The organism is Streptomyces calidiresistens (assembly GCF_014141525.1).
In the GTDB taxonomy this organism is placed as follows: Bacteria; Actinomycetota; Actinomycetes; order Streptomycetales; family Streptomycetaceae; genus Streptomyces; species Streptomyces calidiresistens.
Genome location: NZ_VKHS01000939.1, coordinates 1 through 1,897, shown reverse-complemented (window position 1 = coordinate 1,897; position 1,897 = coordinate 1). Strand labels below are relative to the sequence as shown.

Below are 1,897 nucleotides of genomic sequence, written 5' to 3'. Positions count from 1 at the left end.
GTCCCCGTGACCCCGCGTTCCCCCGCCTCGTCCTGGACGCCTGGGGACGGGCGTGCGCGATGTGCGGGTACGACGGTCGCCTGGCCGGGATATCGGTGGGCCTGGAGGCGGCGCACATCCATTGGCACAGTCAGCACGGCCCGGACCGGAAGGACAACGGCCTGGCGCTGTGCGTCCTGCACCACCGTCTCTTCGACCACGGGGTGCTGGGGCTGACCACCGGTGCCGAACCCCGGATCCGCATCTCCCCGTTGTACGACGCGCGGACACCCGCCGGGTTGGCCGTGCGAGGGCTGGACGGCGCCCCGCTGCGGCGGCCGGAGGACCCGGGGGCGCGGCCGGCGGTGGAGTACCTGGCCTGGCACGACCGCGAGGTGTTCCGGCACGCCCCCGCCGCCGTGTGAACCGGGACGCGCCCGCCGCTCCGTCGCCGGGCGACGGAGCGGCGGGCGCGTTGCGGGCGGGTCACCAGCGGTCGTGCACCTGCGGCCGGATCCGCCGGTCGTACAGCTCCCGCACGGCCTCCAGCGTGGTGTCCGGCAGCGGCGGGAGGTCGGCCGCCGCCGCGTTGGCGCGGGCCTGTTCCGGGGAGCGCGCGCCGGGGATGACGGTGGTCACGCCGGGCTGTTGGACGATCCAGCGCAGCGCCGTCTGCGCCGGGGTGGCACCCTCCGGGGCGAGGGCGGCGAACTCGCGTGCCGCCTCCACGCCGGTGGCGAAGTCCACGCCGGAGAAGGTCTCCCCGCGGTCGAAGGCCTGTCCCTCCCGGTTGTAGGTGCGGTGGTCGTCGGCGGAGAAGGTGGTGTCGGCGGTGTACCGGCCGGACAGCAGCCCCGAGGCCAGCGGCACCCGGGCGATGATCCCGACCCCGGCCTTTTCGGCGGCGGGCAGCACCCGCTCCAGCGGCTTGAGGCGGAAGGGGTTGAGGATGATCTGCACCGAGGTGGTGCCGGGGCGCGCGATGGCGGTCAGTGCCTCCTCGCAGGTCTCCACGCTGACGCCGTAGCGGGCGATCCGGCCCTCCTCGACGAGGGTGTCGAGGGCGTCGAAGACCTCGTCGGAGGAGTACACGGCGGTGGGCGGGCAGTGGAGCTGCACCAGGTCGATGGTGTCCACGCCGAGGTTGGCGCGCGAACGGTCGTTCCAGGAACGGAAGTTGTCGATGTTGTAGTGCTCGGGGAGCTGCTCGACGCGGCGGCCCGTCTTGGTCGCCACCATGACCTCGACACCCGGGTTCTCCCGACGCCAGGCGGCGATCAGTCGCTCGCTGCGGCCGTCCCCGTACACGTCGGCGGTGTCCAGGAAGGTGACCCCGGCCTCCGCCGCCGCGTCCAGCACGGTCATGGCGTCCTTCTCGCTCACCTCGCCCCAGTCGGCACCCAGTTGCCAGGTGCCGAGTCCGATGACCGATGCCCGCTGTCCCGACCTGCCGAATTCGCGCTGTTCCATGCCGGTCATTCTCGCAGTCGGGGTCTCGCCCGCCGGGCCGCCGGCGTGATTCCGGCGGTTCCGGAACCACCGGCTCCCGGCTGCCGGCCGGCAGCCGGGAGCCGGGAGCCGGTCGCGCGAACAATCCGCTACCGGCCCGTCACCCCGCCGGCCCATGATGGCCCCATGGCTCCCGATTCCCGCCGGTGGTGGACCGAGACGGCCGTCGGCCTCGGCACCACCACGCTCCTCGGCACCACCACGCTCCTCGCCCTCGCGCTCACCTTCCCCGTCGCCGCCGGGAACCCCGGTGGGGGGACGGCCGGTGACGGTACCGCCGTGCTCCTCCCGGCCCTCCTCGGCGGAGTGTGGGCCGCCCACCGGTACCGGCGTCGCCACACCGCCGGCGGAAGGGGGACCGCGTGAGCACCGACCAGGGCTCCCCCACCGGCGGACCTCCCCCGCCTCC

3 protein-coding genes are annotated in these 1,897 nt (G+C 74.3%); 2 read left to right on the top strand and 1 reads right to left on the bottom strand.

The annotated features are described in order from the left end of the window. On the top strand, positions 1-404 hold a 404-nt coding region (locus FOE67_RS24340; RefSeq protein WP_182666981.1), incomplete at its 5' end, for an HNH endonuclease. A 61-nt stretch (positions 405-465) separates the two neighbouring features. On the opposite strand, the gene FOE67_RS24335 is transcribed toward FOE67_RS24340, so the two are convergent. Next, entirely contained in the window at positions 466-1,449 is a 984-nt protein-coding gene (locus FOE67_RS24335) for an aldo/keto reductase (RefSeq protein ID WP_182666980.1), read from the bottom strand. Between the two features lie 165 nt (positions 1,450-1,614). Between FOE67_RS24335 and FOE67_RS24330 the strand changes: the two genes are divergently transcribed. Further along, positions 1,615-1,854, top strand: a complete 240-nt coding sequence (locus FOE67_RS24330; protein ID WP_182666979.1) for a hypothetical protein — start codon at positions 1,615-1,617, stop codon at positions 1,852-1,854. The last annotated feature ends 43 nt before the right edge of the window (positions 1,855-1,897 follow it).